The sequence below is a fragment of the Actinoallomurus sp. CA-150999 genome (genome assembly GCF_050942425.1).
GTDB lineage: Bacteria > Actinomycetota > Actinomycetes > Streptosporangiales > Streptosporangiaceae > Actinoallomurus.
On the sequence record NZ_CP192063.1, the window covers coordinates 3,700,077 to 3,726,665 of the forward strand.

The following is a 26,589-nucleotide window of genomic DNA, read 5'->3' on the forward strand; positions in this document are numbered from 1 at the left end:
GACCAGTAGAAACGCCCCGGCTAGCGCACGCCTAGCGCCGGCCCCGCCCGGCGTTGCTAACGCGCCGTGACACACCGGAAACGATTCCTCCGGGCCCTGAAGCCTGAAGGACCGGGATCCCTCGCTAGACGCCTGTTGAACATCGTCTCGGTAACGATCAGAAATTGTTTGATCGATTTCCATGGCCGAGCTGGATTCGGTACTGTTCTACCGTTTTATGGCCCGCATGCATGATCGCTTGCGCCCCCCGACAGCGACTCATGAAAGGACGCCACCCTTGGGTACCGCAGTGCTTCCCCTCGCATTGCCGCCCTGCCGCGTGATCGCTGCCTTGAGTGCCTCCGCGGATGTGGGAATGTGAACATCTTCCTATGGATCACCCTGCTCGCCCCTGTGTCCCTGGTACTCGCCGTCCGGGGCCGTCGCCGGTTCGTGGCGTCCGCCCCTGAGCCGGAGGACGGGTACCCCGAGTCGATGACCGCCGTCCTGCCCCCCGGCGACGAGGAATACCTCGCCTGGCTGGCTGATCATTCTTGGCCCGCCGACGAATACCTTGATCTTGAACGTGACTGGCGTTCCGAACTCGCGTCGATCGCCGTTCATGCCGATCAAGATGGCCCCGTTTGTCCCGGTTGTGAGCATCCGGGCGACGACGTGTGGCCGTGCCCGAATTGTGGTCTTCTGGTGCATTCGACGTGTGGCCACGGAATGCGCCGCAGAAAGATCGCCAAGCCCTACCGTACGCGTGACATGGACTCCGAGTCGGTCGTCGCCGAATGGGTCTGCTGCCGGTGCGCCTCGATCGTCGGGCTCGACGTGGACCGCGGCGACGAGGAGACCGGGCACGGCCTCCACCAGTGAGCCCGGCCTCTACCGGTGAGCCCGGCCTCCATCAGTGAGCACGGCCTCCACCGGTGAGCATGCCGCTCACGCCATGCGGCGCGACAGCGCGGCCAGGACGTGGGCCGCGCCGCGCGTCGCCGGGTAGAGGTCGCGGTACAGGCCGTACAACTCGTCGTACGTCTCCCCGGCCGCCGGGTCGGGGGTGACGACGCCGGCGGGTGGGTTCCACTCGCCGGCGGACAGGCCCGCGGCCCGCCCGGCCAGCAGGGCGTCGCCGTAACACGCGCCGATCGTCACGGACGGCAGGACCTGCGGCTGTCCGAGCACGTCCGAGACGATCTGCGTCCACAGTCCGCCCTGAGTGCCGCCGCCCACCGCCACCAGGCGCTTGGCCGCGCCGCCCGCGGAGCGCATCGTCTCCAGGTTGTGACGCACGCCGAAGGCCGTGGCCTCCAGGGCCGCGCGGTACAGGTGCCCGCGCCGGTGACGCAGGGTCAGGCCCAGGATGAGCCCGCGCGCGTCCGGGTCGAACAGCGGCGTCCGCTCGCCGGCGAAGTACGGCAGCATCAGCAGACCGCCCGCCCCGGTGCCGGCCGCGCGCGCCTCCTCCGTCAGCTCGGCGTACGACCCTCCGGTCAGGTCCCGCAGCCAGCCGGTGACCGCTCCGGACGTGGCCATCCCGGCCGCCAGGTCGTAGGTGCCCGGCGTGACGCCGACCGTTCCCCACAGCTCCGGCCAGGCGCGCCGCTGCGCCAGGACCTCGATGAGGAACATCGTCGTGCCGTACATCACCATGACGTCGCCGGGGTCGGTCACCCCGACGCTGACCGCTTCGGCCCAGGCGTCGATGGTCCCCGTGACGACCGGCGTGCCCGGCCGCAGGCCGGTCCGCTCCGCCGCCGACGCGGTGACCGTGCCCGCGATCTCCCCGGGCCAGCGGAGCGGCGGCAGCTCCAGGCCGGGCGCGATCTCCGCCGCCCAGCCGTCGATCCAGGCGTGCTCCCGGCCGTCGTACAGCGGTGTGCATTGGCTCGCGGAGTGGTGGTCGAGGACGTACGCGCCGGTGAGCTCGTGCACGAGAAAGGAGCTGGCCATGAAGAGCCGGCGCGTCCGCTCCCAGAGGCCGGGCTCGTGCCGCCGGAGCCAGGCCAGTTTCGGGCCGACGGCCTGGGTGGTCAGCGGGGATCCGCCGCGTTCGACGATCGCCTCGGCGCCGTACCGGCGGGTGAGCTCGTCGATCTCGGCGACGGCGCGCGTGTCGACGCCGTACAGGATCGCCGGCCGCAGCGGGTCGCCGGCGGCGGAGGCCGGCAGCGCGCACGGCCCGATCCCGCTGACGCCCACCGCCGCCACCCGCGCCGCGTCGTGCGAGGCGAGGAGTTCCCGAGTGACCTCCCGGAACCCGGACCACCACACGTCGCGGGCGTCGTGCTCGGCCCAGCCCGGCTGTGGGCTCGACACGGTGTGCTCACGGACCGCGGTCGCGACGACCGTCCCGTCGGGAGTGGCGAGCACCCCTTTGGTGCTCGACGTGCCGACGTCCACTCCGAGCAGAAGCTCCATCCCGTTCCCCTTCGCGTGAATCGGCGGGGCTCGCCGGTTCCCTGAACCGGCGAGCCCCGGTGCGGCCGGCCGTACGACCGGCCGCGTTGTCAGTGCTGTCCTCCGTCAGCCGTCAGCCGTCAGCCGTACGACCGGCCGCGCCGTCGGTGGCGCTCCGCGTCAGCCGCCGTCCGTACGACCGGACGCGTGGTCAGTGGCGCTCCGCGTCAGCCGCCGGCCTTCCCGGACATGTCGTACTGCTTGTACAGATCCGCCGCGTTGTCCTTCGTCACCTGCGTCGTGTGCAGGACCTGCTTCTTGGGGACCGGCCTGCCGTGGGCGATGGCGTCGGCGGTCTCGGCGGCCTCCTTCGCGGCGGTCGGGTAGACGAACGTGCTGGACAGCTCGCCCAGCTGGACGGCCCGGATTCCGCCGTCCGGGATCGCCAGGCCGTCGATGCCGATGAACTTGATCTGGCCCTCGCGGTGCTGGGCCTTGGCGGCGAGGTACGCGCCGAGCGCCATCGGGTCGTTGTGCCCGTACACCAGGTCGATCTTGGGGTACCTCGAGAGCCACTGCTGCATGACCGGCACGGCGTCGTCCTTGAGCCACTTGGCCTCGCGGTCCGCGATGATCTTGATCTTGGGGTTCGCCGCGATGGCGTCGCGGAAGCCCTTGTCGCGGTCGATCTGCGGCTGGTCGGACAGGATGCCGCGCAGCTCCACGACGTTGCCGCCGTTCGGCAGTTCTTTGGCCGCCTCCTCGCCGGCCTTCTTGCCGATCTCGTAGTTGTCGCCGCCGATGAAGGACGTGTAGCAGTCGGTGTTGACGCTGCGGTCGAGGATGATGACGGGGATCTTCGCCTGGCACGCCTGCTGCACGGCCGCGGTCAGCGGCGCGGGCTCGTTCGGCGAGACGATGAGCACGTCCACCTTCTGCTGGATGAAGCTCTGTACCTGGCTGACCTGCGTCGCGCTCGACTGGTGCGCGTCGGAGATCGGCAGCAGCTTCAGTCCGGGGTGCTGTTTCACGAAGTACTTCAGCTGCAGGTTCAGCTGGGCGCGGTACGGCTCGGCGTTGTTGGACTGCGCGTAGCCGATGACGAATTCCTTCTTCCCGCCGGAGGTGGTGCCGCCGCTCGACGGGGCCTTCGACGCGCAGCCCGCGCCGACCACCGCCAGCGCCGCGGCCGCGGCGGCGTACCGAAGAACTGATCTCACTGTTCGTCTCCTTCTCGGGATGAGGAACCTTGGGGTGAGGAACCTCGGGATGAGGAACCGACCAGGCGCCTGATCGGGGTGATGAGAGCGGTGAAGAAGCCGGGCCGCTGCAGCACGACCGCCACGACGACGATCAGGCCCTTGATCACGAGCTGCCAGTTGTCGCTGACCGCGTTGAGCCCCAGGACGTTGTCCAGCAGCGTGAGGATCAGGGCGCCCACGAACGTGCCGGCGATCGTGCCCCTGCCGCCCGCCAGGCTCGTGCCGCCGATGACGGCCGCCGCGATGGCGTCCAGCTCATAGGACTGGCCGGCCAGGGGGTCGGCCGAGGCGCTGTACGCGGCGTCGATCGGGCCCGCGAAGCCGGCCAGCATGCCGGACAGCACGAACACCGTGATCGTCACGGCCGTGACGTTGACGCCCGACAGGCGGGCGGCGGTCGCGTTGCCGCCCACCGCGTACACGTGACGCCCGAAGCGCGTCCTGGAGAGGATCAGCTGGAAGACGACGCACACGACGACCAGCGCGAGCACCGGATAGTAGATCCCCTGCCCGAGGACGCCGGTCAGCACGTTGTGCCCCGGTGTGCCGAGGCCCTGGAACGCCGCCGCGTGCGGGGTGAGATGGCCCTGGTCGTTCACCACCTGGGTGCCGACGCTGACGTTGTCGCTGTACTGGCGGTCGAGGCCACGGACGACCGACAGCATCGCGAGCGTCATCACGAACGACTGGATGCGGAACCACGTCGAGCCGATGCCGTTGCACAGCCCGAAGAACGCGCCGACCAGCATGCAGATCGGCACGATCTCCCACGGCGTCAGGTTGTGATGGACGAGCATCATCGCCGAGACCATCGAGCCCATGCCGAGGATCGAGCCCACCGACAGGTCGATGCCGCCGGTAAGGATCACGAGGGTCACCCCGACCGCGAGGATGCCTCGCGAGGCGAACGCCCCGACCGCGTTGGTGAGGTTCGTCTGGTTCCAGAAGACCTCGCCCTTCGTGGCGAGCCCGAGTGCGATCACCAGCACGAGCCCGATGTAGCCCTGCAGCGAGCCGAGTATCGGCAGGAGCCGGCCGAGTCGTGTCGTCAGGTCCGGCCGGGCTCCTCCGATCGCGGTCCCGGCCGCGCCGTCCTCGCTCATCGGGCGCGCCCCCTTGTCCGTCGTCTCAGTCATCGATCACTCCGGTGAGCACGGCCTGACGCGCCATGGCGGCGGCGAGGATGTCCTCCTGCGTCGCCTTCGGCCCGTCGGCCGGGTCGCGGTGGAATTCCCCGGTGATCCGTCCCTCGCAGAGCACGAGGATCCGGTCGCACATGGCGAGCAGTTCCGGGAGCTCGGAGGAGACCACCAGGAGCGCGGTCCCCGTTGCGGCGAGCCGGCTCATCAGGGCGTGGATCTCCGCCTTCGCCCCGACGTCGATGCCGCGTGTCGGCTCGTCCAGCAGCAGCATCTTCGGCTCGGTCAGGAGGCACTTGGCGAGCACCACCTTCTGCTGGTTGCCGCCGGAGAGGTTGTTCACGATCGTGTTCGGGCCCGGCGTCTTGACCCGGAGCTCGCGGATCTTCTCGGCCACGGCCGCGCGTTCGCGCCGCCGGTTCACGAACAGCCGGGTGAACCTGCCGAGCGCCGCGAGGCTCGTGTTGAACGCCACCGTGTTGGTCAGGACGAGGCTCTGCGCCTTGCGGTCCTCGGCGATCAGCGCCAGGCCACGCCGGATGGCGTACTGCGGCGAGCGCGGGCGGTAGGGCCGGCCGCCCAGCTCGATCCGTCCCCGGACCCTTCCGTACGCGCCGAACAGCGCCTCGAGGATCTCGCTGCGGCCCGCCCCCATCAGCCCCGCCAGCCCGACGATCTCTCCCGGGCGTACGGCCAGGTCGATGTCGTGCAGGGCCGTACGGCCACCGTCGGGGGAGAGGCCGAGCCCCGCGACCCTGAGCCGGACGCCGTCGTGGCGCCCGTCGGGACGGGGGTCGCCCGCCGAGGGTTCGGCGGGGTCGCGCGGGAACAGGTCGCCGAGCGGGCGGCCGACCATCATCTGGATCAGTTCGGGCCGGGTCGTCTCCGCCATGGCACGGCGCCCGATGTACGCGCCGTCGCGCAGCACGGTCACCGAATCGGCGATCTCCTCCAGCTCCTCGAGCCGGTGCGAGATGTAGATGACGCCGACGCCCCGGCCGGTGAGGTCGCGGATCACCTGGAACAGCCGGTGTACCTCGGCGTCCGCCAGCGCGGAGGTGGGTTCGTCCATGACGAGGATCCGCACGTTCAGGCTGAGCGCCTTGGCCACCTCGATGAGCTGCTGCTCGGCGATGCGGCACCGGCCGACCTGCCGTCGCGGGCTCAGCCGCAGGCCCAGTCCCTCGAGCAGCTCGGCGGTCCGGGCGTGCAGGGCCTTGCGATCACGGGTGCCCCAGGGCGTGCGGGGTTCGCGGCCGAGGAAGATGTTGTCCGCGATGGACAGCTCCGGGACCAGGTTCAGCTCCTGATGGATCATCCCGATGCCGTGCCGCTGCGCGTCTTTGGGGGAGTGGATCGTCACCGGCTCGCCGCCCACCTCGATGACGCCCTCGTAGTCGGCGTGCACTCCGGCGAGGACGTTCATCAGCGTCGACTTGCCGGCGCCGTTCTCGCCGAGCAGCGCCGCCACCTCGCCGGCGCGCACCGACAGCTCGACGCCGGACAGCGCTCGTACTCCGGGAAAGCTCTTGGCGATGCCGCGCATCCGCAGCACGACGTCGTCGCTCATCGGATGCTCCATGCGCCGTAGGAGGCCGCGGACCACGCCGAGCCGACCGGGGTGAGGGTCACCGTGATGACACGCCGTCCGGCGGTGACGCTCGCCGGCAGTTGGTAGGCGTCGTCGAGCCAGCGGTGCGTGGTGTTGCCGAGCGGCTGCAGCCAGTCCGGGAGCGGGTGGCCGTCGACGCTGACCCGGGCACGCTGGTACGCGGTGCTCTGATCACCGGTGCGCCGCAGGACGACGCCCTTGTTCGCCGGGTCGACCGCGAGCCGGAAGGTCACGGGTGCCGTGGTGGCCCGGGTGGCCGCGGTGAGCGCCGTACCGGTCCCCTCGAACGTCGAGCTCAGGTCCGCCACCGGGCCGGGGTCGGCGGAGGTGTAACCGTGCGCCTTCTCACTGGCCGGATCGCCCAGGGTGAGCGTGTCGGTGCTCCGGGTCGACGGCGTCGCGGCGCCGTACCAGAACGCGGTGGTGGAGTAGTTCGCCGCGACGTCGTCGACCGGCCCGTGCTCGATGCCGAAGGTGATCGCGGAACCGAACGGCACCGCGTCCCCGATCATCAGCCGGTACGCGCCGGTGCAGTCGGAGTCCGCCGCGCAGCCGGTCGTGGCGGTCAGGTGGGCCGGGTCGCCGTTGAACGGCTCGGTGTAGGTGTCGCGGTTGAAGTACCAGCCGCTCTGGTAGAAGTCCTCCGTTCCGGTGCCGTGGATCTGCGGACTGCGCGCGCCGTCCGTGTAGACGCGCTCGTCGCCTTCGAGGAAGCCGCGGTTGGCCGGGCCCTGCATGCTCGCGCTGACCCCGACGAACTTGCCCTGCCCGGTCGCCTGGAGGTACGGCCAGTCCGCGCCCTGCCGGGTGGCGCCCGAGCGCGACTGGGCGCCGAAGTAGCCGTCCCCGGTCACGGCCCGATGGGCCGAGGTCACGCGGGCCTCACCCGCGGTGACGGCGAGCGGCGAGCCGTTGTACAGCTCGACGGTCGCGCCCTTCCGGTAGGGCATCGGCCACCAGGCGGTGTAGGCGTGCCCGGCCGGATCGATGCCGGTGAACAGGGAGCGCACCGGCGCGACCGCGAAGCCGGAGCCGAAGAACTCCCCGAGAGGAGAGTCGACCGTCCGCCGGCCGTCGAAGGTGATCCGCAGCCGCAGTCCCTGCAGCAGCTGCCGGGCGGTGCGTGCCCTGGCCGCCTGATCGGCGTCGAACGGGTAGGCGAATGTGCGGTCGCCCTGCCAGGTCTGGCCGGCGATGGCGTAGTGGTGCGCGGCCTCGTCGGAGGCGTTGCCGACGTCGACGGTGTCGGTGCGCTTCAGGCCGCCGCCGACATGGCCGTCGGCCCAGTAGGTGAACTCGTTGTAGTCCAGGTCGGAGGAGACGAACGTGTTGGTGATGGTGAGCCGCGACTTTCCGGCGGTGACGCTCGCCGGCAGTTCGACCGACTCCTCGGCCCACTGCCCGGCACCGCGAGGCTCGGTCGGGCTCCACCGGCCGACCTCCTGCCCGTCGACCGACACCGTGGCGACCTGGTGTCCGATCTCCGGGTCGTAGCGGCGGGTGAGCCGGACACCGTCGTTGGCCGGGTCCACCGCGACCGTGAAGGTGCTGGAGCCGTTCCGGCCGAAGGCGCGGCCGTCGTCCCGCACCATCTTCGGGGTCACCTGCTCGGCCTGCGGAAGCGTCAGCCCCAGCGCGGTCAGCTCGCCCGAACCGGTCGTGCGCGCCAGGCGCGCCGTGGCACCGGGGGCGAGGTCCAGCGGCGTGCGCCGCGTGACGGCATGGGGCGACGCCGGCTTCGGATCCCGGGTCCCGGCGGCCCGCAGGGTCGCGATCACGTCCGCCGCCTTGTCGGACGGGTCGAAGGTGCTCACGCCGCGGTCGTCGGCGAACGTGCGGTACGTGACGTGGTAGAAGATCGGGTTGTGCTGGGTGGTGATCCGCATCGACCGGCGGAACGCCATCGGCACCTCGACGTAGACGCCGCCCGAACTCTGGTCGGCGTTGGCGACCAGCGGGTGGACGAACGGCGCGCCGAGTTTGCCGTCGACGAGGTCCTGCAGGGGAGCGTGCACGACGTCGTGCCCGTCCAGCGTGATGGTGATGTCCCCGGTGGCCCGTACGTCGCCGTTGTCGCGGGTGAACCAGATCGCGTCCACCTCGCCGGGCCCGGAGTGCTCGGCGATCACGCATCCGTCGGCGGCGGTGCGCAGGCAGGAGTACCGGCCGTCGAAGCCGTCGTCGTTCCCGCCGGTCCGGTCGAAGCTGGAGAACTGCTGGGTCCGCACCCCGCCGGTGAGTTCGGGGAGCCGGTCCAGGTGCCGGTAGACGTCCCAGCCGACCGGCCCCTTGGCGTCGGCCGAGGCCGGCGAGGAGGCGGCGCCGGCGGGGCCGGTGACGCCGACCAGCAGGCCGGCGACCAGCGCGCCGGCGGCCGGCAGGAGAATCGAGGGCCCTCTCATGACGCGTCTCCGAAACCGTCGAAGTCGACGTCGAGCAGCGCGCACACCGTACGCAGCTCGGCGACGTACTCACCGGGCACGGCGTGGATGTGGTTGGCCCCGAAACGGGACAGGAACTCGTCGGCGCCGACGCGCAGCCGGGCGAACGCGTGCGGCCACTCGTAGGTCGACTGCCGCATCATCGCCTCGTTCGTCGCCTCGTCGTACTGCTCGAACGCGCCGCGCATGACGTGCATCCGGTACCGCCCGTCGTGGCGGGTCAGCCGCGCGAAGGTCGCCTCGCCCGGTGCGGCGAGGTGGTGCACCGACGCGCCGCCGGCCGGGAAGTAGAAGACCTCCGGGTGGAAGTGGGTGCGGGCCAGGTTCTCCGCCGGGTCGGCGGAACGCGCGGCGTACCAGGTCGCGTGCTGGCCGGAGTTGCACAGGTCCCAGACGTCCTTGTCGGCGTGGTAGTGCCGGACGTCGGCGAACAGCACCGGATCGCCGGAGAGCAGCTTCAGGATCTGCATCGTCAGCGCGCCGTCCATGTCGGCCTCGGTGGCGGTGACGTGCGTCTCCTTCGCGCCCTCCCAGTCGTACGGGTCGTTGAGGAACGCCTCGGTGACGTCCATGGTCGTGAAGTGGGTGGTCAGCTCCGGCTGGCCCTTGATGCCGGAGAAGTCGAGGTTCCACTCCTCGATCAGCTCGCGCATCGCGTAGTAGGAGCGGATCTGGCGTTCGAGGAGCTCGGGGGTCAGCCGGTCACCGTCGTAGTGGACGTTGCCGTGCTTCTCCAGCCAGGCCCGCCCGGCGGCGACCCGGGAGGCGTCGGCCTTCTCGGCGCGCCGGACGATCTCCCACTGGTCGATCTCCTCGACGTCCACGCCGAACTGCCGCATCCACTGGTCGGTGTTGCCGACCGCCGTGTACATGCCCATCGGGCGGCCGCCGATCCGGCCGAACGTCGAGCCTCGCAGCCGGCGTACGGCCGTGGCGGCGCGGACCTGCGTGAGGATGCGGTCCTTGATCTCGGCGGGGTCGCCCCAGACCCGGGCGTGCACGCGGCCGACCTGGTCGAGGGCGCCGCCGCCGGCCAGCATGCCGACCATTCCGGGGTACTGCGGATCGATGTTGCCGACGAGCAGCAGCGGGCCCGGGGTGGCGTCCGCGGCGAGCATCGTGAAGTGCGGGAACGCCCAGACCGAGTAGTTGAAGATCGTCAGATCGGGCTGGTGGGAGGCGACCCACCGCGCCTCGGCCGTCGCGAGCTCGTTGGTCCAGACCGTCTCCCGCGCGACGACGACCTCGTGACCCTCCGCGCGCAGGACCTCGGCGAGGACACGTGTGGACTGGCCGACATGGTCGGCGACGTCGCGGGCGACGAAGTCACGCCCGTCGGACATGCTGAGTAGACCGATTCGCGCCACGTCTTGACCTCCGAAAATCGTTCCGGCCCTGTGGGGGGCCGGTTCACGGCCGGGTGCTGTAGAGTGCGAGAAATCGATTTCTGAAATCGATTTCTCGGAACGTAGAACCTCGTGCAGGGTCTGTCAACCCCCGCCGAGCGGTCGTGGACAATGAACCGGGACACGGAGTAGGGGCTGATCAATGGGTCACGTGACGATTCGCGACGTCGCTCGGGCGGCGAAGGTCTCGCCTGCGACCGTGTCGCGTGTACTGAACACGTCGGAGACCGTCGCGCCGGAGCTGAAGGATCGCGTGCTGGCGGCGGTGAAGGCGCTGGACTACCGGCCGAACAGCCAGGCGCGCAGCCTCCGCACCCGGGCGACCACGGTGCTCGGCCTGATCATCTCCGACATCACGAACCCGTTCTTCACGGGGATGGTCCGCGCGGTCGAGGACCGGGCCAACGAGGCCGGCTACTCGGTCGTGCTGGCCAACGCCGACGAGGATCTGCGCAAGGAGCAGCGCTACCTCGAGGTGGCCGCCGCCGAGCGGATGGCCGGGGTCCTCCTCTCACCGGCCTCGGTGACCGACACCCGGATCGACGTGCTCGTCGAACGCGGCATCCCCGTGGTGACGATCGACCGCCGGCTCCGGACGGCCGCCGTCGACCGGGTCGTGGTCGACAACCGGCGAGCGGCCATGGAGGCGACCCGGCATCTGATCGAGCAGGGCTGCCGCCGGATCGGCTTCGTCGCCGGGCGGCCCGGGACGACGACCGGCGAGGGCCGGCTCGCCGGGTACAAGACGGCGCTCAAGGAGGCGGGGCTCCCGGTAGAGCGGGAGCTCATCGTCGGCGGTGACTTCCGCATCGAGGGTGGACGGGAGGCCACCGAGCGCCTGCTGGCGCTGAAGGACGCCCCGGACGGCCTGTTCGTCGCCAACAACCTCATGACCATCGGCGCGGTCAACGCGCTCGACCAGGCCGGGGTGCGCTGCCCCGACGACCTCGCGCTGGTGGGGTTCGACGACATGACCCCGGCGCTCGACATGCGCTCCCGGCTCACCGTCGTCAGCCAGCCGACGTACGAGATCGGCCGCCAGGCCACCGAACTGCTGTTGCGCCGGATCGTCGGCGAGACCTTCCCCGTCCGCCACATCGTGCTGTCCGCGGACCTGAAGATCCGTGAGAGTTCGCTGCGCGGACGGGCATGAACGCGCGGGCAGGGCGGAGCGAGCGTTGACGCGGCCCGGCCGTACTGCTTACGGTCGTCATACCGACCAGTCGGTATGGCCCTGCCCGACGACGGCCGGGCACGGCGACCGGGCTCGCGAAGGGACGGCACATGGACTTCGGATTCGACCAGACGACCAACGAGTACCGTGATCGGCTGCTCGACTTCATGGACTCCCACGTCCATCCCGCCGAGCCCGTCTTCGCCGCGCAGGCCGCCGAGCGCGCCGGCACCTGGACGACGCCGCCGGTCATCGAGGGTCTCAAGGCCGAGGCGCGCAAGCGCGGCCTGTGGAACCTCTTCCTGCCGCACAAGGAGCACGGCGCCGGGCTGACCAACCTGCAGTACGCCCCGCTCGCCGAGATCACCGGCCGGTCCCCGCACATCGCCCCGGTCGCCCTCAACTGCGCTGCCCCCGACACCGGGAACATGGAGATCCTCTCCCTGTTCGGCACCCCGGAGCAGAAGGAGCGGTGGCTGGCGCCGCTGCTGGACGGCGCGATCCGGTCGGCGTTCTGCATGACCGAGCCGGCCGTCGCGTCCTCCGACGCCACCAACATCTCCCTGCGCATCGAGCGGGACGGCGACACGTACGTCCTGAACGGCCGCAAGTGGTGGTCGTCGGGCGCCATGAGCCCGGCCTGCGAGATCCTCATCGTGATGGGCGTGACCGACCCGGACGCCCCGCCGTACCGCCGGCAGAGCATGGTGCTCGTGCCGAAGGACACGCCCGGCGTCACGATCAAGCGGGGCATGACCGTCTTCGGGTACGACGACGGCACCCACGGCGGCCACGCCGAGATCGACTTCGAGGACGTCCGCGTCCCTGTTTCCGGGGTCCTGCTCGGCGAGGGCGAGGGGTTCCGCATCGCGCAGGAGCGTCTGGGCCCCGGGCGGATCCACCACTGCATGCGCGCCATCGGCATGGCCGAGCGGGCCCTGGAGCTCATGTGCGAGCGGGTCGTGTCCCGGACCGCCTTCGGCGGCCCGATCGCCGACCAGGGCGTCGTGCAGGACTGGATCGCCGAGGCGCGCATCCGCATCGAGCAGGCCCGCCTGCTGGTCCTCAAGACCGCCTGGCTGATGGACACCGTCGGCAACAAGGGCGCCCGCGTGGAGATCTCGGCGATCAAGGCGGCCGTGCCGGAGATGGCGGGCTGGGTGATCGACCGGGCCATCCAGGCGCACGGCGGCGCCGGCGTCTCGCAGGACTACCCGCTCGCGGACCTGTGGGCCGGAGTGCGCACCCTGCACTTGGCGGACGGGCCCGACGAAGTGCACAAGCGGTCGATCGCCCGCCGCGAGCTGGCTCCCTACCGGGGGAGATGATGGCCTCCGGCGACGACCGCCCGCTGCCGGAGCGGCTGCTGGCGGTGGCCACCCGGCTGTTCGCCGAGAACGGCTACGAAGGCACCTCCGTGCAGGAGATCGTCGGGGCCGCCGGCGTGACCAAGGGGGCGATGTACCACTATTTCGCCGCCAAGGACGACCTCCTGTACGAGATCTACCATCGGCTGCTGGCGCTGCAGACGGAGCGGTTGCAGCGGTTCGCGAGCGGTCGGGGTCCGGCCGAGGAGCGGCTGCGCGCCGCCGCCGTCGACGTGATCGAGACGAGCCTCGCTCACCTGGACGAGGTGACCGTCTTCTTCCGCTCGATGCACCTGCTGCCGGCCGAGAAGCAGAAGGCGGTGCGCGCGGAGCGGCGCCGCTACCACGAATGCGTCCGCGCGCTGGTCGAGGAGGGGCAGCGGGAGGGGACGTTCCAGGCCGGGGTCCCGGCGGACCTGGCGGTCAACTTCTTCTTCGGCGCGGTCCACCAGATCAGCACGTGGTGGCACCCCGACGGGCCGCTCGACGCCGTTGCCCTGGGCGACTACTACGTGGGTCTCTTCCTCAACGGACTGCGGACCGGGAGCGGCGTGTCCGAAAGCCGATGAATCTTTCGCCGCCACTGCGGTAGATGGAGGACATGCGGAAACTCTCATTGGACGCGGTGAGCCGGGAACAGCTCGAACGCGCCGGCGCAGGGGCGGCGGGCCGGAGCGCCACGACCGTGTACGGAGGCCATGAGCACGCGCTGAGGCAGACCGTCGTCGCGCTCACGGCCGGTTCGACGATGGACGAGCACGCGAGCCCGGGGGAGGCGACGGTGCACGTGCTGCGCGGCCGGGTACGGCTCGTCGCCGGAGGCGATCATTGGGAGGGCCGGACGGGCGACCTGATCGCCGTGCCCGACGCCCGGCACAGCCTCGAGGCGCTCGAGGACTCGGCCGTCCTCCTCACCGTCGTCAAGCTGCCGAACGGAACCTGAGCGGGGCCGCCCGCCCGGGTACGGACACCCGTCAGTCGCCGGTGTGCGGAGAGCTCCGGCTGAAAGCGCGCCGGTACTGGCCGGGGGACACTCCGACCACGCGGGTGAAGTGGTGGCGCAGATTCGCCTCGGCGCCCAGGCCGCTGCGCTCGGCGACGCGGCTCAGGGGCTCGGACGTGGACTCGAGCAGTTCACGCGCTCGCTGCACACGCTGGGCCAGCAGCCATCGCAGCGGTGACGTCCCGGTCGCCGCGTGGAAGCGGCGGATGAGCGTACGGGGGGTGACGTGCTGCCGGCGTGCCAGGTCGGCGATGGTGAGGGGCCGGTCGAGGTGCTCGACGGCCCAGTGGAGCAACGGGGCCAGGCCGTCGTCGTCCTGCCGGGCCAGGGGGGTCTCCACGTACTGGGCCTGGCCGCCCGCGCGGTGCGGGGGCACCACGAGCCGCCTGGCGAGCAGGTTGGCGATCCGGGCGCCGAAGTCCAGGCGGACCAGGTGCAGGCAGAGGTCGATACCCGCGGCGGTGCCCGCGCTGGTCAGCACGTCGCCGTCGTCGACGTAGAGGACGCCGGGATCGACGGTGACCTTCGGGAATCGCTGCGCCAGGAGGTCGGCGTACATCCAGTGGACGGTGGCGCGCCGGCCGTCGAGCAGCCCGGCGGCGGCGAGAACGAACGCGCCCGAGCAGAGCGAGACGACACGCGCTCCGGACCGGTGGGCCGCACGGACCGCCTCCACCAGGTCGGGAGGCTGGGCGTCATGGACGTCGGCGCAGGCCGGCACGATCACGGTGTCGGCGTCGGCCAGCCGATCCAGGCCGTGCGTCGTGCCCGCCACGAAGCCGGCCCCGAGCGTGGTGCGGCCCGGCTCGGCGGCGCATATCCGGAAGTCGTAGAGCCAGGGGTCGGCCAGATCGGGGCGGGCGCGTCCGAACACCTCACACGGGATGGCGGCCTCGAAGATCGGCACATCCTCGGTCACGGCCAATGCCACGGTTCTAGCGGCCATGTCAATATTTTAGCGGTTATCGTCATTCTTGCCACTGGCCCTGGTGGCTCCGGCCCTTGCAGCCTGTGATGTATGACCGAACCCGTGAACGTCCAGCGGCGGGCGGGCGCCGTACTGGCGGTCGTGTGCGCGGCCCAGTTCCTCACGATCCTGGATCTGTGGGTGGCGAACATCGCGCTTCCGGTACTGCGGCGCGACTTCTCCCCGGCGACGCTGCCGGAGGTCTCCTGGATCCTGGACGCCTACGCCATCGTCGTCACGGCTCTGCTCGTCCCGGCCGGGCGCGCGGCCGACATCGTCGGCCGCCGCGCGAGTTTCCTGGCCGGTCTGATCCTGTTCGGCATCGCGTCCCTCGGCTGCGCGCTGGCCCCGAACCTGCCGGCCCTGATCGCCTTCCGGGCGCTGCAGGCGACCGGGGCCGCCGTGCTCATGCCCACCTCGCTCGGGCTCGCGCTGTCGGCCTTCCCCGAGCACCGGCGGGCCACGGCGGTGGGGATATGGGCCGCCGTGGGAGCGGTGGCGGCCGGCGGCGGTCCGGTGCTCGGCGGGCTGCTCGTCGAGTGGGACTGGCGCTGGATCTTCCTCATCAACGTGCCCCTCGTCCTCGCCACCCTGGTGGCAGGCGTCGTCGTCCTGCCCCGTGGCGGCGGTCAGGGAGCCGGTCGGCACGTCGACCATCGGGGAATGCTCCTCGCGCTCGGGGCCATCGGCCTCGTCTGCACCGCGCTGACCGAGATCCAGGATTGGCCCGCGGTGTGGACCTGGGCGATGCTGACGACGGGGCTCGTTCTGGCGGCGGCGTTCGTCGCGCACATCCGTCGCCATCCCGATCCCGTGGTGAAGCCACGGCTGTTCTCCGTACGGGCGTTCAGCGCCGGCGCCGCCGGGCTGGTCACGTACTACGTGGGCTTCGCCGCCATGCTCCTCGGCACCACTCTGCTGCTGACCGAGCAGTGGCACTTCTCGGTCGTCCGGGCCGCGCTCGGCATCGCACCCGGTCCACTCGCGGCCGGCGTCGTGTCACCCTTCTCCGGCCGGCTGTCGGCGCGTTTCGGGAAGCGGACCACCATCCTGGCGGGCGCGCTCCTCTTCGCGATGGCCGGGGCCTGGCCGCTGCTCACCGCCGAGGCGGCCCCTGCCTACCGGGGTGTGGTCCTGCCCGGCATGCTGCTCTGGGGTCTGGCGAACGCGCTCATCCAGCCGTCGTTGTTCGCCTGTGCCGACACGGTCCCGCGTGCCGATCTGGCGTCGGGGTCCGCGGTGCTGTCGATGGCGCGCCAGTTGGGCTCCGCCCTCGGCGTGGCCGTGCTGGTCGCCGTGCTCGGCGCGGACCGGACGACCGGCCTGGCCGGTTTCCACCGCGCCTGGCTCGTGGTCCTCATCACCGCCGGCCTGACGGCCGTCGCCGCTCTCGGCATCGCCGGGCGGGCCGACGGCGCCGAGCTCGCGGAACTCGAGCGAGAGACCGGTCGAGCGATCCAGGAAGCCGATCGCTGAGATAGCAAACGTTTTCTATGTTGGAAAATGTGCGAATCATGTTCGTATGTCTTCCTTATTGACAGTTTGAGTGCATTCGGGCATTAATTATCGCCATCTGAACCGGGTGCCTCCGGGAGCGGCAGGCGTGACCAGGGAGTTGGCGTCATGAGGGCGGATTCGGATACGGGCTCGACCATGCCCGGTGGCGGGATCACGAGACGCGCGCTGCTGGCCGGCGCGCTCGCCACGGGAGCCGGCGCCGCCGGGATCGCGACGGCGAGGACGGCCACGGCCGAGGAGACGGATCCCCCCGGACGGTCGTGGTCCGTGATCTCACCGGGTGGGCGACTGCACGCCCGGCTGGCGTGGGGACCGGCCGGCCTGACCTGGGCGGTGAACCTGCACAGGCGGCCCGTGCTGCTGCCGTCGACGCTCGGGCTGCGGCTGGACTCGGGCGCCGTGCTCGGGCCCGGCGCGACGCTCACCGGGTTCCGCCGCGACCGGATCCACGGGCACTGGACGCCGGCGTACGGGCGGCGGGAACGGCTCACCGAGGAATGCGCCGAACTCCAGGTCGACCTGGTCGATCCGGCGACGAACACGGCGTTCAGCGTCATCCTGCGCGCCTACGACGACGGTGTCGCGCTGCGCTACCTCCTGCGGAACGCTCCCGGAGACGCCGTCACCATCGCCGGCGAACAGACCCGCTTCCGCTTCCCCACCGGAGCCGTACTGTGGGCGAGCCGCGACGAATCGGACTACAGCGCGGTGTCCCCGGGCGCGATCCCGGTCTCGAGCAACGGAGCCGGCGACAACGGTTCCCTCGCCGACATCCCCGTCACCGTGCGACTGGCCGACGGCGGCACCGCGTGCATCGCCGAGTCGGCGCGCGAGCACTACCCGCGGCTGCTGCTCGCCTCGGTGCCGGACGACGCCGACGCCGTCGTGTCGTACCTGGCCACCTCCGCGCAGCGCGGCGGCGGGCCGATCCAGTCGTCGTTCTCGGTCGCCACGCCGTTCGCCACCCCGTGGCGGACCCTCATCGTGGGCGGCAGCGCCGCCGACCTGGTCGACCGCGGTGACCTCGTGACCACCCTCGCGCGGCCCAGCGTGCTGGCCGACACGTCCTGGATCAAACCCGGCAAGGCGTTCCGCTGCAACCTCACCACGGCCGAAGGGCTGGCCGGCGTGGACTTCGCCGCGGCACGAGGCCTGCAGTACGTCGAGTTCGACGCCGGCTGGTACGGCCCGGAGAACAGCCCGAGCTCGGACGCGACCAAGCCCATACCCGCACTGGATCTCGGGCAGATCATCGAGTACGGCCGCAGCCACGGCATCGGCGTGATCCTCTACGTCAACCGCATCGCGGCCGAGCGCCAACTCGACCAGATCGCGCCGCTCTATCAGCAGTGGGGCGTGGCCGGCGTGAAGTTCGGGTTCCTCCTCGAGGGCACGCAGGCGCAGAACGACTGGATCCTCAACTCCATCCGGACGTTCGGCGAACACAAGCTGCTGGTCAACACCCACGATGACCTGCGACCGGCCGGCCTCGAACGCACGCTGCCCAACTACATCACGATGGAAGGCGTCCGCGGCAACGAGCACTTCCCGACCGCCACGCACAACGTGACGCTGCCGTTCACCCGGAACGTGGCCGGCCCGATGGACTACACGATCTGCTACGCCCAGTCGCGTGACCAGACGACCAACGCCCACCAGCTGGCCATGGCGGCCGTCTACTACAGCGCGCTGGAGTGGATCTACTGGTACGCCAAGCCGAGCCAGTTCGCCACCGGGTATCCGGAGCTGTCCTGGTTCGACGCGGTCCCCACCACCTGGCAGGAGAGCCGGACCCTCAGCGGCGAGATCGGCGAGCACGTCGTCGTCGCCCGCCGGAACGGCGGCACGTGGTTCCTGGGCGCGATGACGAACGAACAGGCCCGCACCGTCGAGGTCGGCACCGACTTCCTGGAGCACGGCGAGTGGCAGGCGCACGTGTACGCCGACGGCGCGCCTGGGAGCGCTCCCCGCGGCACGCCGGTGGTGCTGTCGGAGCGCACCGTACGGGCCGGCGACGCGCTGCGGCTCGACCTGGCGCCGTCGGGCGGGCAGGCCATCCGCTTCGAACGCCGCTGACGCCCCGCCCCGGCTGAGCGGCCTACGCGACACCGGTCCGGGCGCCCCGGCCCGGACCGGATTCCTCCCCCTGGACCGGGGACCCCTGAAGGAGTGACATGCGCGGACTCATCCCCCGTGTCGTGGCGGTACTGCTCGCCATGACGACCACGCTGGCCGGCGCGGCCGGCGCGTCCGCCGAGAACGGCGACGACCCGCCCGGCCGGCCGGCGGCGCCGGGCACGGTCGCCATCGTGCCGGGCGCCGCCTGGAACGACCAGAACGGTGAGCTGGCGCAACTGCACGGCGCCGGCATCCTCAAGGTCGGCCACACCTACTACGCGTTCGGCGAGGACAAGGTGGCGGGCAGCGCGTTCACCGCCGTGGCCTGTTACTCCTCCACCGACCTGGTGTCCTGGACCCGGCACGCCGACGCGCTGTCCCGGCAGGCGAGCGGCGACCTGGGCCCGAACCGCGTGGTCGAGCGCCCGAAGGTCATCTACAACGCGACCACCCACCAGTACGTGATGTACATGCACATCGACTCGCCCAACTACGGCGACGCCCGGGCCGGGGTCGCGACGAGCGCCACCCCGTGCGGGCCGTACGACTATCGGGGGAGCGCCCGGCCACTCGGCCAGCTCAGCCGGGACCTCGGCCTGTTCCAGGACGACGACGGCACCGCCTACCTGCTGTCGGAGGACCGCAACAACGGGCTGCGCGTCGACAAGCTGTCGGCCGACTACCTGACCGTGGAGTCACCGGCGGCCGTGCTGCCCGACCGGGAGTCGCCGGCCATGGTGAAGGTCGACGGCACCTACTACCTGTTCGGGTCGAAGCTGACCGGGTGGAACACCAACGACAACGACTACGCCACGGCCGCCTCGCCGAGCGGGCCGTGGTCGGACTGGAAGCCGTTCGCGCCGGCCGGCAGCAAGACGTTCAACTCGCAGACCAGCTTCGTCCTGCCGGTCAAGGGGCGGCACGGCACCAGCTACGTCTTCATGGGCGACCGCTGGTACGCCAGCCACCTGCACGACTCGGCGCCGATCTGGCTGCCGATGTCGATCGGCGGTGGAAAGGCGTCGCTGAACTGGCAGTCCTCCTGGTCGCTCGACGTCGCCGACGGCACCTGGGAGCCCCAGCGTACGGACACCGTCTATGACGCCGCCGCCGACGGCGCCTTCTCCAACGGAGCCCAGGTCGTCACCTGCTCCGCCTGCTCGGGCGGTACGGCGGTGGGCGGAATCGGCGTCGGCGGCGGCCAGACCTCCTACACCTACGACGACGTCGATCCGGCGCTGCACTACAGCGGCGCGTGGACCCACGCCGCCAACCAGGGGTGGACCGACGGCGACTACGGCAACAACGAGTCCTTCAGCGTCCAGGCCGGCGACAGCGTAACGGTCGGATTCAAGGGCACGGCGGTGCGGTGGATCGGCGCGAAGAACACCAACGGCGGCATCGCCGACGTCTACCTCGACGACGCGAAGGTCGCCACGGTGGACACCTACGTCGCCGGCGGGAAGAGCTTCCAGCAGGCCCTGTACGCCAAGTCCGGGCTCGCCGACGGAGATCACACCCTGAAGATCGTGGTCACCGGCCAGAAGAACGCGGCCTCCACCGCGGCGACGGTGGTCGTCGACGCCATCGACCTGCCCAGCGGGAACGCTCCGCCTCCCGCCGGCGTGCTGCGGCTCGACCACGTCATCGCGCCCAGGTACGGGGACTACACGATCAAGATCGGTTACGTCGATTCGGACCCGGCCAACCGGTACGCCTACCTGACGGTCAACGACGACGTGCCCATCAAGCTGGCGTTCCCGACGACCGGCTCCAACGGGATCAACGTCGCGGTCGCCCGCGTGCGTCTGAAGCCGGGCAGCGGCGGCAACGTCCTGCGCTTCTCGAACGACGATGGCCCGGCACCGGTGATCGACACCATCGCGGTGCCGCAGCCGCAGCCGCAGCCGTTCGGCTGAAGGCGATGGCCCGCCCTCCTCGCGCATCCTCAAGGCGTCGAGGAGGGTGGGCCGTTTCAGTGATGACGTACGTTTCCTTCGGCGTCATCGATTACCCGTGACGTCCCGACTTGGCGCCTCTGGCGGAGTCAGATATCAGACTTCTCCGCATGCCCCGGGTTCGGCGGCGACCAGATGATCGACACGATCTGGAGTGCCGCTGTTGCGAGGTGCTGGTCGCCGTCGATGCGGGCGTGCTCGGCCGCCTGTTCAGGCGTGATGCCGCGGGTACACAGACGCCAGGTGGTGTCGGTGTCGAGTTCGAGGCTAGCGCTGGGCTGGGGCTGCGGTTGATCGTGCAGCCGCCAGCGGTCGGGGCCGCGGGTGCAGGTCCAGTCTCCGCCGCCGGGTCCGGTGACGCTCAGCTGGAGGGCGGTGCCTTGTGGGGCGGTCACATCGCGCAGCGTGTGCGGCAGGCCCCGCATGAAGGTGTCGATGACCGGGCCGAGGTAACGCGGGTCGGTTAGGCCGGTCCGGCCAGTGACGTCGCAGATCTGTTGCTGGTGGGTCCAGTACTCGGTGTATTCGCGGGCGACGTCCAGCCAGTACGGATGCGGGCCGGGGCCGGCCCAGCGCACCGGCCCGCCGAGTGCGTCCAGGTCGACGGTCTGCCAGAACTCCACGATCTGGTCCCCGATGTCCGACAGGAGCTGGATGAGCATCGGCGGGCTGATACGGCGGGCCGCAGTCACCCACTCTTCGTTGATGCGGTCGAGGAAGGCGGGGAACGCCTCGTCGTCGCGCGGATGCAGCACATGGAAGCCGTCGCGGTGGATGGACAGGCGCCCGATGTGGTCGCCGAGCACGTGCGCGGCGACATCCTTGACGCTCCATCCGGGGCAGACCGTCGGCTTGGCCCACTCGTCGCCGTCGAGCCGGTGCAGCAGATCGATGAACGCGGCCTGTTGCTCGGCGAGCACGGGCCGGACGTCGATGGGCGGTCCCAACCAGGAGGTGTCGGTCATCGCGTCCTCTCAGTGTTCTGCGCTGCTCGCGTGCCGGGCGACGGCGGCGGTGTAGCTGGTCCAGGGCATTCCGGAGCGTATCCAGCAGCTGCGCACCGCGTCCGGTCAACGGATCCGGGGGCATCCTCGATCACCCGACCCAGCCGTTGCAGCCCGGCGGGCCTGGGGTCCGGCCGCCACTCGCGCCCGCGTCAGCACAAGGTGCTGGCCGCTTGCACTTCGCCGAGTGCTCGCCGCGCGAGTTCGCCGAAGTCGTCGCCGTTCGCCGTGTCGCTCCAGCGCTCATAGGCGATCTTCATGGCGAGCGCGCCCAGCTCCGCGGCCACGCACGACGCCACGTCGGGAACGCCGCGCCGCTTGAGTGCGTCGGTCATCGACGCGGTGAGCGCGAGGCCCTTCAGCGCTTCGCGCTCGCGCAGCTCCGGGCTGGCAGCGATCACTGCCCGCCTGCGGGTGCTGAACTCGCGACGAGCGGGTGTGAAGGCCTCCCTCCCGACCGCGTCCAGGGCATGAGCCACCGCTTCGAGCGGGGTGGCGGTTGCCGGCGCTGCGGCTATCGCCTCGACGAGCAGTCTGTTCATCGTGTCGTGGCCGAAGAGCACTTCCCGCTTGTCCTGGAAGTGCCGGAAGAAGGTGCTCTTCGTCAGCCCCGCGCGCTGCGCGATGTCGATCACCGTCGTGTTCTCGTAGCCCCGCTCCGCGAACAGTTCGAGGGCGGCCAGGGCCAGCCGCTCTGATGCGTTCGGTTGCCAGCGAGCCATGGGAAGAGTGTACGGCACTTGGTCCCATCACTCTGTTATGGTGATGGCACCAAGTCCCATCACCTTGCCTGCTGGAGGTCCCCTATGAGCCGAGCCGTCAGCTACGAGACGTTCGGAGGTCCCGAGGTCCTGGAGTTGCGAGACGTTCCGGAGCCGCACGCCGGCCCGGGTGAGGTTCGCGTCCGCGTGACGACCGCCGGGCTGAACCCGATGGACTGGATCATCGCCTCACGGCCTGAGGCGGCGGCGCAGTTCGGCATCACCGTGCCGTCCGGCTTCGGATACGACTTCGCCGGCGTTGTCGACGAGGTCGGCGACGGCGCCACGGGTTTCGCCGTGGGTGACCGTGTCCACGGCGGCGCGCTGGGGAGAGCCGTCGCCGACTTCGTGGTGGTCAAGATCCCCACCGATGCGTCCGAGGCGCTTTTTCCCACGCCGGATGGCATCAGCGACGAGGTGGCGAGCACGCTTCCAGTGGCCGGCCTCACCGCCGCCGCGGCTCTGGCGGCGATCGACCTGCGGTCCGGCGACACCGTCCTGATCGGCGGCGCCGCCGGCGGCGTAGGCGTGTTCGCCGTACAGCTCGCGAAGCTCGCCGGCGCCACCGTGATCGGCACTGCCTCGGAGGGCACCTTCGAGTTCCTGCGGAAGCTCGGCGCCGAGCCCCTGGCGTACGGCCACGGACTGGCGGACCGGGTCCGGACACTGGCTTCCGGCGGAGTGACCGCGGCGACGGACCTGTTCGGCACGGAGACGGCCGAGACCGCGCTGGCGCTCGGCGTACCGCCCGAGCGGATCTCCACGATCGCCGCGGGCCCCAACCCTCCCGGTGGCGTACGCGCCACCGGCGGCTTCGACGCGGGGCCGGACGCCATGGAGCGGATCACCGAGGCGATCCTCGCCGGCAAGCTCACCGTGCCCGTCGCCGCGACCTTTCCGATCGAGCAGATCCGCGACGCCGTCGCGCTGCAGGCCGGACGCCACGTCCACGGCAAGATCGTGGTCACGCTGTGACAGCACCCCGGCGCAGAACGGCGAGCGCGCAGGACCGCACCGTACGCGGTGTTGCGCCGGGACGCCTGCCAGAGAGCATCACACCGGAATGGTCGATGCCGTACACATGACCTGCGCCGCCCGCGAGGCGATGTCCGTGCAGTCGCGGCGTCAGGTGGCCTTGCCGCGGGCGATGTAGAGGTTCATGTCGGTGAAGTCGAGGGTGAGGTTGTAGGGCTTGTAGAAGCAGTGGGCGAGGTGGGCCCACACGTCGAACCCCCAGGGCTGGGTGAGTGTCATGTCCGGGGTCGTTTCGCAGTAGGCCGCCTTGGCGACGGCGTCGCCGAGGCGGATCTCCTTCGGGTAGCAGGGGTAGGCGACGACCGGGTGGCTGTGGGCGGCGGTCTCGAGCGGGCGGTCGTAGTCGGTGCGGATCTGCAACTGCGTGGCCGCTTCCCCGGACATGCTCGCGGCGGTCTCGCCGATTCCACCGAGGTTCACGGCCATCACCCGTGGGCCGGAGCCGGCGATGCTGCCCTTGCTGTGCACCATGTGATCAAAGGCCAGCCACAGCGGCAGGGGCTCCGCGCCCGCCCGTTTGGCGGCGGCGCGTGCCTTCCTGGCCGTTTCGGGCGTCCGGCGGCGCAGGATCAGCGATCGGCCCGCGTAGTCGAAAGTGGTCAGCAGGTGGTAGAAGATCCACGTGCCGATGATGCCGTCGCCACCGGGCGTATCTGTATCCGACCACTCCACGGGGATGTTGCGCAGTTCGATGTCGCCCAGCTTGAAGGAGTCCAGCACCCCGAAGTACTGCCACGCGGTGCCGCCCAAGTAATCGATCTTCTGACTGGCGACGGCGCTCAGCCCGGCTTCCTTGGCCACCGCCGCGGACAAGCCCAGCCACGAGGCGCCGGTGTAGAACATGAAGCGCTTCGTCGGTCCGCCGTTGACCGAGCCCTCTACCAGCGGCGTCGGGTCCATCTGCTGCCATGGCAGCCGCGCGGTGTCGCCGTGGATCTGATACGCCTCGCCGCTGAGTGCCCCGAACCATTTGGCGTAGACGTCGTTGCCGATCGCTTGCGCGCGTTGTACGGCGAGGGAGAATTTGTCCTGCCGGATGTAGCAGTCGCCCAGGAGCCTGTTGGTGTCCTTGTCATCCGGTGCCAGTTTGAGGGCCGTCGTGAGATACTTCTCGGCCTCGGGGAACCGGTTGGACAGTAGCCCGACATAGCCGCGCTGGCGGGCCGCCTGCACATTCGTGGGGTCTTTTTTCAGGATCTCCTCATACGCGCGGCCGGCCCGCTCGAACTCCCCGGCTTTGAACAACGCGTCCGCGTCACTGCTGTCGGCGTGCGCCGTGGCCGCCTTGCCCAGCAGCGGCGCGGTCGCGGCGGCACCGGCCACCACGGCGGCGCCCCGGAGCAGCGAACGCCGGTCCCATTCTCCGCCATTGGCCACGGCTTTCTCCTTCGTGATCACCTTCCGAAGCCGGGGCGCAATGCCCTCGGCACGGGCCGCAGTGGTCCGTGCGTCTACTGAAAACGGAGGAGTGTTGCGCTGGCGTATGCGTTTTTCGATACGCCCGCGATACACGTGATCCCCGCATCCCCGGAATCAACTCAAGCGGTCGGTCAGGAAGGTGAGGATCTCGTCCCTGGCCTTCAGCGTGGGATGACCGTCCTCGTCGACGAGGTGGGCGGTGACGACGCTGTGGGGGGTCTCGACCACGTCGCGAAAGAACGGGGGCGGTTCGGTGTTGGCAGAACCGCCCGCAAGGACGCGGCCGTCGAAGGCGTCGCCGAGGAGTGCCTGGTAGGCGGCGAAGCGCCGGCCGGTGCACCAGCGGTCGTCGTCGAAGCGGTAGGCGAGAACCTTCAGTCCATCGCGCGCGACGCGTTCTTGGATCGCGCGCGCGTCCTCGTCGCTGATCTCCAGTCCGGCGGGGTCGTCCAGTGGCAATGACGGGTGGTTGACCACTGGCGCGATGACGGCCGGCTCCAGCGCCATGGTGAGGGCGAAGTTGCCGGTGAAACACAGTCCGATCGCGCCGACCCCCGGACCGCCGTGTTCGGCGTGGGCCTGGCGCGCGAGTCCACGCAGCCACGCCGTGACAGGGCTGGTGCCGCCTCCGGCGAACGCTCGGAACTCGGCACTGACACACGCACGGCGGACGACCTCCTTGCCGCTCTCGGCCGTCGGATAGGCGCCGTCGACCCCGAAGAGTGAGGGGACATAGACGGCGAAGCCCGCATCCCGCACCCACCGCGCCAGCCGAAGGACGTCAGGGCTGATGCCAGGCATCTCCGGCATCAGCACGACGGCCGGCCCGCGTCCTGCGACGTAGACGGTCTTCACCACGCCGTCCACCTCCACGAGCCGGCGGGAGAAGTCCGTGATCGCGTCGTCAAGGCGTTCGTTCGCAGCGCTCATGGTGACAGCGTGGACTGATGTGCGCGCGCAGGGCGATAGGCCAGATCGCCATGTATGGGGGTAATCTCGCCAAAGGTGGGGAGGTGGGCGTGAGTGCACTGCGGGTCGGTGTTCTGGCCTATCCGGGCTGCTTCGCGTCCGAGGTGTTCGGCGTGCCCGATCTGTTGACGATGGCCACGCGCGTGGCCGGCCCGGACCGCGCCGGATACGAGGTGTCGATCGTTTCGCCTCGTCGTCGCGTCGCCGCATCGGGGGGTTCGGCGCTGGCCGTCTGTCCGCCGCGCGAGGTCGACGTCCTTGTCGTGCCCGGGTTCGAGCTCGCGCCGGGTCTCGACGTGGACGCCAAGCTCGCCGCCCTCGCCCCTGAAGTCGCCGTGATCCGCTCACACGCGGCCACGGGCAACGTCGTCGTCTCGATCTGTGTCGGTGCGTTCCTGCTCGCCGAGGCCGGACTGCTCAACCGGCGTCAGGCCACCACGGCATGGCTTTTCGCGGACGAACTGGCTCGACGCTGCCCGGACGCCGATGTCCGACCCGAACGCCTGGTCGTCACCGACAAGGGTGTGACGACGACGGCGGCCTTCAGCGCCATGTACGACTTCGCGCTGGAACTGATCCGCGAGCACAGCGGTGCCGGCGTGGCACGGACGACCGCGCGGGTGGCGCTCGTCGACGACGCGCGGTCATCCCAGACTCCCTACGTCGACGCACGACTTCTTCCGTCACCCGGAAACGAGTTCTCCCGCAGGGTCATGCGCCGGCTCGACCAGAACCTCGCCGCCCGATACGACCTGGCCGCGTTGGCGGACACGTTCAATGTCAGCACCCGGACACTGCTACGGCGCTTCGCCGACGAGACCGGCCAGACCCCGCTGGACTACCTGCAGTCGTCGCGGGTTCGTCGAGCCCGCCACCTCCTTGAGACCACCGACCGAACCGTCGCGAGCATCTGCGCCGCGGTCGGGTACAAGGACTCCGGAACCTTCGCCGCTCTCTTCGCGAAGCACACCGGACGACGCCCAAGCGACTACCGCGCGACCTTCCGGCGCGGCACCAACCGATGAGCGGCCTTCCCCTTGGTCTGAGCGAA

The 26,589-nt window shown here is 70.4% G+C and carries 21 protein-coding genes; 10 read left to right on the forward strand and 11 right to left on the reverse strand.

Features of this window, described 5'->3' with window-relative positions:
* The first annotated feature begins 474 nt into the window (after positions 1 to 474).
* A complete protein-coding gene (locus ACQP2O_RS17490; RefSeq protein ID WP_433185753.1) occupies positions 475 to 861 on the forward strand; it encodes a hypothetical protein in 387 nt (128 codons plus the stop codon).
* Positions 862 to 927: 66 nt separating this feature from the next.
* Here ACQP2O_RS17490 and ACQP2O_RS17495 read toward each other — a convergent pair whose 3' ends face one another.
* The 6 genes from ACQP2O_RS17495 to ACQP2O_RS17520 form a co-directional block, all read right to left on the reverse strand.
* Positions 928 to 2,406 carry an FGGY-family carbohydrate kinase gene (locus ACQP2O_RS17495; protein ID WP_433185755.1) on the reverse strand — a complete coding sequence of 493 codons (1,479 nt, stop codon included), beginning with the start codon at positions 2,404 to 2,406 and terminating at the stop codon, positions 928 to 930.
* A gap of 206 nt (positions 2,407 to 2,612) precedes the next feature.
* Complete coding sequence (locus tag ACQP2O_RS17500) at positions 2,613 to 3,605, reverse strand: substrate-binding domain-containing protein (RefSeq protein ID WP_433185758.1); 993 nt, start codon at positions 3,603 to 3,605, stop codon at positions 2,613 to 2,615.
* Positions 3,602 to 4,783 (reverse strand): ABC transporter permease, encoded by a 1,182-nt coding sequence (locus ACQP2O_RS17505; protein ID WP_433185760.1) that lies wholly within the window; start codon positions 4,781 to 4,783, stop codon positions 3,602 to 3,604. Before ACQP2O_RS17505 ends, ACQP2O_RS17500 begins: the two co-directional genes overlap by 4 nt.
* Positions 4,776 to 6,356 carry a sugar ABC transporter ATP-binding protein gene (locus tag ACQP2O_RS17510; protein ID WP_433185763.1) on the reverse strand — a complete coding sequence of 527 codons (1,581 nt, stop codon included), beginning with the start codon at positions 6,354 to 6,356 and terminating at the stop codon, positions 4,776 to 4,778. The genes ACQP2O_RS17505 and ACQP2O_RS17510 overlap by 8 nt, the downstream gene beginning before the upstream one ends.
* Complete coding sequence (locus tag ACQP2O_RS17515; RefSeq protein ID WP_433185766.1) at positions 6,353 to 8,800, reverse strand: glycoside hydrolase family 172 protein; 2,448 nt, start codon at positions 8,798 to 8,800, stop codon at positions 6,353 to 6,355. The genes ACQP2O_RS17510 and ACQP2O_RS17515 overlap by 4 nt, the downstream gene beginning before the upstream one ends.
* On the reverse strand, positions 8,797 to 10,206 hold the full coding sequence (locus tag ACQP2O_RS17520; protein ID WP_433185768.1) for an L-fucose/L-arabinose isomerase family protein: 1,410 nt from the start codon (positions 10,204 to 10,206) through the stop codon (positions 8,797 to 8,799). The genes ACQP2O_RS17515 and ACQP2O_RS17520 overlap by 4 nt, the downstream gene beginning before the upstream one ends.
* A 181-nt stretch (positions 10,207 to 10,387) precedes the next feature.
* Here ACQP2O_RS17520 and ACQP2O_RS17525 point away from each other — a divergent pair, with 181 nt between their 5' ends.
* From ACQP2O_RS17525 to ACQP2O_RS17540, 4 genes are all read left to right on the forward strand, one after another.
* A complete protein-coding gene (locus ACQP2O_RS17525) occupies positions 10,388 to 11,398 on the forward strand; it encodes a LacI family DNA-binding transcriptional regulator (protein WP_433185771.1) in 1,011 nt (336 codons plus the stop codon).
* A gap of 131 nt (positions 11,399 to 11,529) precedes the next feature.
* Positions 11,530 to 12,747: an acyl-CoA dehydrogenase family protein gene (locus tag ACQP2O_RS17530; RefSeq protein WP_433185774.1), complete on the forward strand. Its 1,218-nt coding sequence runs from the start codon at positions 11,530 to 11,532 to the stop codon at positions 12,745 to 12,747.
* Positions 12,747 to 13,355, forward strand: a complete 609-nt coding sequence (locus ACQP2O_RS17535; protein ID WP_433185777.1) for a TetR/AcrR family transcriptional regulator — start codon at positions 12,747 to 12,749, stop codon at positions 13,353 to 13,355. The genes ACQP2O_RS17530 and ACQP2O_RS17535 overlap by 1 nt, the downstream gene beginning before the upstream one ends.
* A gap of 32 nt (positions 13,356 to 13,387) precedes the next feature.
* Positions 13,388 to 13,729: a cupin domain-containing protein gene (locus tag ACQP2O_RS17540; protein ID WP_360890938.1), complete on the forward strand. Its 342-nt coding sequence runs from the start codon at positions 13,388 to 13,390 to the stop codon at positions 13,727 to 13,729.
* A 31-nt stretch (positions 13,730 to 13,760) separates the two neighbouring features.
* Here ACQP2O_RS17540 and ACQP2O_RS17545 read toward each other — a convergent pair whose 3' ends face one another.
* On the reverse strand, positions 13,761 to 14,735 hold the full coding sequence (locus tag ACQP2O_RS17545; protein WP_433185780.1) for a helix-turn-helix domain-containing protein: 975 nt from the start codon (positions 14,733 to 14,735) through the stop codon (positions 13,761 to 13,763).
* Positions 14,736 to 14,807: 72 nt separating this feature from the next.
* On the opposite strand from ACQP2O_RS17545, the gene ACQP2O_RS17550 reads away from it, so the two are divergent.
* From ACQP2O_RS17550 to ACQP2O_RS17560, 3 genes are all read left to right on the forward strand, one after another.
* Positions 14,808 to 16,232, forward strand: coding sequence for an MFS transporter (locus tag ACQP2O_RS17550; protein WP_433185783.1), 1,425 nt, complete (start codon positions 14,808 to 14,810; stop codon positions 16,230 to 16,232).
* Positions 16,233 to 16,379: 147 nt separating this feature from the next.
* Positions 16,380 to 18,350, forward strand: coding sequence for a glycoside hydrolase family 97 catalytic domain-containing protein (locus tag ACQP2O_RS17555; RefSeq protein ID WP_433185786.1), 1,971 nt, complete (start codon positions 16,380 to 16,382; stop codon positions 18,348 to 18,350).
* Positions 18,351 to 18,448: 98 nt separating this feature from the next.
* Positions 18,449 to 20,311, forward strand: coding sequence for a family 43 glycosylhydrolase (locus ACQP2O_RS17560; RefSeq protein ID WP_433185789.1), 1,863 nt, complete (start codon positions 18,449 to 18,451; stop codon positions 20,309 to 20,311).
* A 128-nt stretch (positions 20,312 to 20,439) separates the two neighbouring features.
* On the opposite strand, the gene ACQP2O_RS17565 is transcribed toward ACQP2O_RS17560, so the two are convergent.
* Together ACQP2O_RS17565 and ACQP2O_RS17570 are read right to left on the reverse strand one after the other, a co-directional pair.
* Entirely contained in the window at positions 20,440 to 21,315 is an 876-nt protein-coding gene (locus tag ACQP2O_RS17565; RefSeq protein ID WP_433185791.1) for a maleylpyruvate isomerase family mycothiol-dependent enzyme, read from the reverse strand.
* Between the two features lie 191 nt (positions 21,316 to 21,506).
* Positions 21,507 to 22,076: a helix-turn-helix domain-containing protein gene (locus tag ACQP2O_RS17570; RefSeq protein ID WP_433185794.1), complete on the reverse strand. Its 570-nt coding sequence runs from the start codon at positions 22,074 to 22,076 to the stop codon at positions 21,507 to 21,509.
* 84 nt (positions 22,077 to 22,160) lie between these two features.
* Here ACQP2O_RS17570 and ACQP2O_RS17575 point away from each other — a divergent pair, with 84 nt between their 5' ends.
* Positions 22,161 to 23,090: an NADP-dependent oxidoreductase gene (locus tag ACQP2O_RS17575; protein ID WP_433185797.1), complete on the forward strand. Its 930-nt coding sequence runs from the start codon at positions 22,161 to 22,163 to the stop codon at positions 23,088 to 23,090.
* A 150-nt stretch (positions 23,091 to 23,240) separates the two neighbouring features.
* Here ACQP2O_RS17575 and ACQP2O_RS17580 read toward each other — a convergent pair whose 3' ends face one another.
* Entirely contained in the window at positions 23,241 to 24,662 is a 1,422-nt protein-coding gene (locus ACQP2O_RS17580; protein WP_433185799.1) for a tetratricopeptide repeat protein, read from the reverse strand.
* A gap of 21 nt (positions 24,663 to 24,683) precedes the next feature.
* Positions 24,684 to 25,499, reverse strand: a complete 816-nt coding sequence (locus tag ACQP2O_RS17585; RefSeq protein ID WP_433185802.1) for a dienelactone hydrolase family protein — start codon at positions 25,497 to 25,499, stop codon at positions 24,684 to 24,686.
* Positions 25,500 to 25,588: 89 nt separating this feature from the next.
* Between ACQP2O_RS17585 and ACQP2O_RS17590 the strand changes: the two genes are divergently transcribed.
* Positions 25,589 to 26,563, forward strand: coding sequence for a GlxA family transcriptional regulator (locus ACQP2O_RS17590; protein ID WP_433185805.1), 975 nt, complete (start codon positions 25,589 to 25,591; stop codon positions 26,561 to 26,563).
* The last annotated feature ends 26 nt before the right edge of the window (positions 26,564 to 26,589 follow it).

What these genes read in the sequence shown, in the direction of transcription:
- ACQP2O_RS17490 (WP_433185753.1), top strand. Translation starts at nt 475, where the DNA reads ATGACCGCCGTCCTGCCCCCCGGCGACGAGGAATACCTCGCCTGGCTG.
- ACQP2O_RS17495 (WP_433185755.1), bottom strand. Translation starts at nt 2,406, where the DNA reads ATGGAGCTTCTGCTCGGAGTGGACGTCGGCACGTCGAGCACCAAAGGG.
- ACQP2O_RS17505 (WP_433185760.1), bottom strand. Translation starts at nt 4,783, where the DNA reads ATGACTGAGACGACGGACAAGGGGGCGCGCCCGATGAGCGAGGACGGC.
- ACQP2O_RS17510 (WP_433185763.1), bottom strand. Translation starts at nt 6,356, where the DNA reads ATGAGCGACGACGTCGTGCTGCGGATGCGCGGCATCGCCAAGAGCTTT.
- ACQP2O_RS17515 (WP_433185766.1), bottom strand. Translation starts at nt 8,800, where the DNA reads ATGAGAGGGCCCTCGATTCTCCTGCCGGCCGCCGGCGCGCTGGTCGCC.
- ACQP2O_RS17525 (WP_433185771.1), top strand. Translation starts at nt 10,388, where the DNA reads ATGGGTCACGTGACGATTCGCGACGTCGCTCGGGCGGCGAAGGTCTCG.
- ACQP2O_RS17530 (WP_433185774.1), top strand. Translation starts at nt 11,530, where the DNA reads ATGGACTTCGGATTCGACCAGACGACCAACGAGTACCGTGATCGGCTG.
- ACQP2O_RS17535 (WP_433185777.1), top strand. Translation starts at nt 12,747, where the DNA reads ATGGCCTCCGGCGACGACCGCCCGCTGCCGGAGCGGCTGCTGGCGGTG.
- ACQP2O_RS17540 (WP_360890938.1), top strand. Translation starts at nt 13,388, where the DNA reads ATGCGGAAACTCTCATTGGACGCGGTGAGCCGGGAACAGCTCGAACGC.
- ACQP2O_RS17545 (WP_433185780.1), bottom strand. Translation starts at nt 14,735, where the DNA reads ATGGCCGCTAGAACCGTGGCATTGGCCGTGACCGAGGATGTGCCGATC.
- ACQP2O_RS17550 (WP_433185783.1), top strand. Translation starts at nt 14,808, where the DNA reads ATGACCGAACCCGTGAACGTCCAGCGGCGGGCGGGCGCCGTACTGGCG.
- ACQP2O_RS17555 (WP_433185786.1), top strand. Translation starts at nt 16,380, where the DNA reads ATGAGGGCGGATTCGGATACGGGCTCGACCATGCCCGGTGGCGGGATC.
- ACQP2O_RS17560 (WP_433185789.1), top strand. Translation starts at nt 18,449, where the DNA reads ATGCGCGGACTCATCCCCCGTGTCGTGGCGGTACTGCTCGCCATGACG.
- ACQP2O_RS17565 (WP_433185791.1), bottom strand. Translation starts at nt 21,315, where the DNA reads ATGACCGACACCTCCTGGTTGGGACCGCCCATCGACGTCCGGCCCGTG.
- ACQP2O_RS17570 (WP_433185794.1), bottom strand. Translation starts at nt 22,076, where the DNA reads ATGGCTCGCTGGCAACCGAACGCATCAGAGCGGCTGGCCCTGGCCGCC.
- ACQP2O_RS17575 (WP_433185797.1), top strand. Translation starts at nt 22,161, where the DNA reads ATGAGCCGAGCCGTCAGCTACGAGACGTTCGGAGGTCCCGAGGTCCTG.
- ACQP2O_RS17585 (WP_433185802.1), bottom strand. Translation starts at nt 25,499, where the DNA reads ATGAGCGCTGCGAACGAACGCCTTGACGACGCGATCACGGACTTCTCC.